Here is a 4,468-nt window from a genome sequence, read left to right as displayed (position 1 = left end):
CGAAATCGAGAGCGAAGTCCGCGATCTGGAGCCGGATTTACGGCGGCGAATACGGAAAGAAAAAGCCGTCCCGGTAATGGACATGCTACATGTCTGGATGAGCGCCCAGCGCGACCTTGTGCCCGAAGGCTCAGCCATCAGCAAAGCACTCGATTACAGCCTGAAACGCTGGGCAGCGCTGTCGCGCTACCTCGATGACGGGGCTGTACCCATAGACAACAATTGGGCAGAGAACCAGATCCGACCATGGGCTCTTGGACGCAAGAACTGGCTCTTCGCAGGGTCGCTACGCAGCGGAAAACGGGCGGCGGCGATCATGAGTTTGATCCAGTCTGCGCGGCTCAACGGTCATGATCCGTATGCCTATTTGAAGGACGTGCTCACACGCCTGCCGACGCAGCGGGCGAGTGAAATCGATCATTTGCTGCCGCATATTTGGCAACCGGTCTAATTGCGTAAGACGTGATGCTCGGATGCAAACGTTCAGTTGCGCCCAGTAAGCAGCGATGATGTCATATTGGACAAGCACGCTTATCGTGAGAAATTGGAACAGCCTTACGAGGTTGTGCCCGATACAGTTACATCAGAGCTCTTCCTTTGCCTCGGCGAACTGGCGCACGGCGTCGACTACTTGCCGTGCTCCGCTCTGAATTTCCTCTATCACAAAGCCGGCTTGGCTGACCAAATCGACGCCTTGATCGACCTTTTGGCGACTAGCCTGCATGCTCTCCACAGCATCCTGCGCTAGTTCATGGTTGCGCTTCACAACATCGACGATTTCCACGGTGGCCTGCGCCGTGCGGGCTGCAAGGTTTCGTACTTCATCGGCGACCACCGCAAAACCTCGGCCTTGTTCACCCGCCCTTGCAGCTTCGATAGCAGCATTTAGAGCAAGTAGGTTGGTCTGCTCGGCGATACCTCGGATGGTCTGCACGATGCTGCGGATCATCTCTGACTGCTGATTGACTGCAGTGATGCCTTCAGCCGCTCGTGAGAGCTCGGCTGCTATGCCTTGTACCACCTCGACCGTTTCACTAATGACCTCGGCACCATGGCGAGCGCTTCTGTCCGTCTGCTGGGATATATTGTAGGCGAACGTGGCTGCATCGGATTCTGCTTGCTGCTGGCGCACTTGGGACGTAATATCACGGGCAAACTTAACTACTTTGTAAAGCCGGCCACTGGCATCGAATACCGGGTTGTAGGTTGCGCTCAGCCAGACGGTATCGCCATGCCGGTTGAGTCGCTGGAAGCGTCCAGAGAAGAACTCACCACGGTTCAGTCGCTCCCAGAAATCGCGGTATTCAGGAGAGTCCGCTTCACCTCGTGTGCAGAACATGCGGTGGTGCTTTCCCCGAATCTCATCCAGGCGATAGCCCATGGCCTGCTCGAAGTTTTCGTTGGCGTCGAGAACCTCACCTTTCAAGTTAAAGGAAATCGCAGCCATCGAGCGACTGATGGCCTGAACCATGCTGCTCTGCTCCTGCTCACGGATCACCTGAGTAGTAATGTCGGTGGCCAGCTTCAGCACGCCTTCGACGCGACCATCGGCGCCTCGGATAGGGTTGTAGCTGGCTTCGAGCCAGACCTCCAGGCCTTGCTTATTACGCCTCAGGAAACGTTCACGTATGTACTCGCCACCAGCCAGGCGCTGCCAGAACTTACGATAGTCGGCACTCGCCTGGTAATCAGGAAAACAGAAAATACGATGGTGCTGTCCGACGATCTCCTCCAGTCGGTAGCCCATGGTGGTAAGAAGGTTCTCATTGGCACCTATGATGGTGCCATCGGGTTTAAATTCAATTGTTGCCGTCGAACGGTCAACGGCCACGGCCCTTGCTTCTGCGGCCTGAAGCTTTTGCAGAGCCTCAGCCAAGGTCTGCTTGATTGCCTTGTTGAACATTGATTAGCCTTAGAGTGAATTTTACTATCGGACGAATGAGGAGAAGCCGTAAATCCCAATTCGAATGTTTAACTGATGCTTAAATCAGGTGATGTAGCGGGTCTGCAAATTGCACCAGCAAGCACCAACTTGAATCTATGGCTTGTGCAGTATCACGCTAGAGTCTTGGTCGCGCTTAAGCTTTCCAGCATCCTCTCTGCGCTCATCGGCTTGCCCAGCAGGTAACCTTGCAAAATGTCGCAACCCAACTCGGTAAGCATCTGTTGTTGTTCAGCGGTTTCCACACCCTCTGCAACGATCCTCAGCCCCAGCGTTTTACCGAGCGCTACTATGGCCGAAACGATAGCCGCGTCATCGTTACACTTAGCCAGCTCGGTGATAAAACCTCGGTCGATCTTCAGTTCGTTGGCTGGTAGGCGCTTAAGATAAAGCAGGCTGGAATAACCGGTACCAAAGTCGTCGATGGAGATATTCACGCCCAATGCTGCCAATTGATCAAGAACAATCAAAGCAGCTTCAGCGTCCCGCATCGCCGTAGATTCGGTAACTTCCAGTGTCAGGAAACGGGGGGGCAGGCCACTGCTTTGCAGGGCATTGCGCACGACATCAACGAGCTTTGCATGGGCCAGTTGTACCGTCGAAATGTTGACCGCAATACTCCATTCGTCTTTACCTTCGCCTAACGCTTGCCATTCGGCCATCTGCCGGCACGCCTCATGGATTACCCAGCTACCGATTGGCACGATCAATCCAGTACGCTCTGCCAAGGGCAGGAAACGGACGGGCGGCACCAAGCCCAAACCTGGCTTGTTCCAACGCAGTAAAGCTTCAACGCCGATCATAGGGCCATTTGGGGCGAGCATCTTCGGCTGGAAGTGCAGGATAAATTCATTCCGATCCAGTGCGCACCGCAGATCCTGTTGCATTTCCAACTGCAGGTGAGCGTTAACGTTCATAGCTTTTTCAAAGAAGCAGTAGCCATCGCGGCCCTGCTCCTTGGCGTGGTACATAGCCGCATCGGCATTGACCATCAGCTCATGCTCGGTTAGGCCATTTTCTGGGAATATAGCGATACCGATGCTAGCGGACACATGCACTGTCTGCCGCCCAAGTACGTAAGGTAATCGAATATTTTCCACCAAGCGTTGCGCCAACATCGCAGCGTCTTCAGGTTCGCCGGGATCGATAAGCAGAACGAACTCGTCGCCTCCGAGGCGAGCCACCGTATCTTCGCCGCGTTTGGCGTCGTTGATTCGCTTTGCTACTTGCAGAAGCAACTGGTCGCCAGTGTGATGACCGTAAGTATCGTTAACAGCTTTGAAACCATCCAGATCCATGAAGAGTACGGCAAAGTGGCTCTTCTGCCTGATGGCTTTATGAATCGCTTGCTGAAGACGGTCGTTTAGGAGGATACGGTTAGGGAGGCGAGTAAGATTGTCGTGAAGAGCTAGCTGCACCAGTTCACTGTTTGCGAGGTCAAGGGAGCTGGCAAGTATGCTGGTGCGGACGTCAAGCATTGATACGATCAAGGCAATAGCGCAGACAGCCAGCGTGATCAGAATCACCAAAACCATTAGCCAGTTGCTATCAATGCCTGCATTGACCGCTCCGCACACGCTCCCGATAGGAAATTGGGCAGCCGCCATTCCGGTATAGTGCATTCCAACAATGGCACACCCCATAATTAACGAGGCGCCGATGCGTGTACGATTGATGTACTGACCTTCGCCACGCATGCGGAAAGCGATCCACAAAGCCACGCCCGAAGCAAGGATAGCAATCAGCACCGATAGCGCGAACAACGACGGAACGTATTCCACTACAGGATTCATCAGCAGCGCCGCCATTCCAACGTAGTGCATGGATGCAATTCCGATACCCATGAGCACCGCACCAAGCAGCAAACGCGGCAGTGGCATTTCCGTCTGGCATGCTAGCCACAAAGCAAAGGCGGAGGAGGCGATGGCGATCAACAACGATAAGCCAGTCAGCGTCAGGTCGTAACCCAGCTCGATGGGCAGTTGGAAGGCCAACATGCCAATAAAATGCATCGACCAGAGGCCCGTGCCCATGGCGGAAGATCCACCGGCAAGCCAAAGTGCCGATGCTTTGCCTTCGGTACGGGTGACTCGACCAGTCATGTCCAGCGCGGTATAAGACGCCAGGATCGCTACGGCGAAGGAAAACAGCACATACACGCTGTTATAGCTGCTTACTAGCATTGAAACCCCGAAGGTTGAATTTGGCTCCTCTGGGCCATCGGCGGCACGAGCAGTTTCTGAAGAGTACGCTTCATCCTATCGTCAAAAATTTTACAAAAAAAAGCGTCATGCCAGCCTTGCGACTTCCACGGGCACGCTTACGGCTGAATGCGATGCTGGCAATTGTAGTGCCGTGCTGGGCACCCATATTGAATGACCTGGGCTTTGAAGGCCTTGGAATAGGAACCGAGTGTTGGCTGCATGAAATACCCGTTTAAAGGCTAGATCTGGTGCTCACTTAAATTTGAGTGCACTCGATGTCTTGGCTTTGCGGGGCTGGGTAGATGACATGGCCGGACGGTTA

The 4,468-nt window shown here is 54.1% G+C and carries 2 protein-coding genes and 2 pseudogenes; 1 reads left to right on the top strand and 3 read right to left on the bottom strand.

Annotation, left to right across the window (positions count from 1 at the left end; genetic code table 11):
• The coding region (locus APH36_RS29375; protein WP_156342239.1) for a transposase at positions 1–451 on the top strand (451 nt) is incomplete at its 5' end.
• Positions 452–583: 132 nt separating this feature from the next.
• Here the strand turns inward: APH36_RS29375 and APH36_RS33345 are convergent.
• The 3 genes and pseudogenes from APH36_RS33345 to APH36_RS29365 form a co-directional block, all read right to left on the bottom strand.
• A pseudogene (locus APH36_RS33345) lies at positions 584–1,021 on the bottom strand (methyl-accepting chemotaxis protein); the annotation flags it as partial.
• 105 nt (positions 1,022–1,126) lie between these two features.
• Positions 1,127–1,903, bottom strand: a pseudogene (locus tag APH36_RS33340) (PAS domain-containing protein); the annotation flags it as partial.
• 152 nt (positions 1,904–2,055) lie between these two features.
• Positions 2,056–4,125, bottom strand: coding sequence for a bifunctional diguanylate cyclase/phosphodiesterase (locus APH36_RS29365; RefSeq protein ID WP_060501710.1), 2,070 nt, complete (start codon positions 4,123–4,125; stop codon positions 2,056–2,058).
• Positions 4,126–4,468 lie beyond the last annotated feature (343 nt).

It is taken from the genome of Pseudomonas sp. NBRC 111133 (assembly GCF_001320605.1).
GTDB lineage: Bacteria > Pseudomonadota > Gammaproteobacteria > Pseudomonadales > Pseudomonadaceae > Aquipseudomonas > Aquipseudomonas monteilii.
Note: the sequence above shows the minus strand (reverse complement) of the source record. Positions and strands in the feature narration are given on the sequence as shown.